Here is a 559-nt window from a genome sequence, read left to right on the forward strand (position 1 = left end):
ACGTAAATCTCGCAAGTGGGCATCACCTGCTCCGGGCGCTTAATCGGCGAGGTTGAGCAATCGAGACGCTATTTCGCTCGATCCAGCACGAATAAATGTAGCGATCCGCCCGATAGGACGAGGACGAGAAGTAAATAACTCGATCGGCCGTGTCGAAGGCGGTGCGATCGATCTGCAGCACTGCCGTGCCGCTCGACACGTCGAGCGCTTTTGCCAGTCTTGCCCGCGCGATGCCGGCCCGTATCTCCTGCTTGGCTCGGGCAAGCGGCACACCAAGTTGCTGCTCAAGAATCTCGGTGAAAGAGGTGTCGGCAAGGTCAAGTTTTTCCATGAGGCGACCGATTGCTGCTACGAACGAAACTGTCTCAACCGCTACGACCTCGTCGTCGATCGTTCGCACGCGCTCGATGGTCAGCACGCATTCATCGGTCGGCACGTTAAGTGCAGCTGCGACCGCGTCAGCGGGGCGCCAGTGGAGCGTCATTTGCCTGGTACCCGGCTGGAATCCACGCGCTAATGCCTCCTCCGAAAATCCTGAAAAAGTGAGCAGGTCCCGGCC

The 559-nt window shown here is 58.9% G+C and carries 1 protein-coding gene; it reads right to left on the reverse strand.

Going from position 1 to position 559, the window contains the following annotated elements; genetic code table 11:
- Nucleotides 1-22: 22 nt before the first annotated feature.
- Nucleotides 23-559, reverse strand: a 537-nt coding sequence (locus tag NKH98_RS32960; protein WP_352904324.1) for a GntR family transcriptional regulator, incomplete at its 5' end; no start/stop codon positions are given.

Source organism: Mesorhizobium sp. M0833 (assembly GCF_040319905.1).
Taxonomy (GTDB): domain Bacteria; phylum Pseudomonadota; class Alphaproteobacteria; order Rhizobiales; family Rhizobiaceae; genus Mesorhizobium.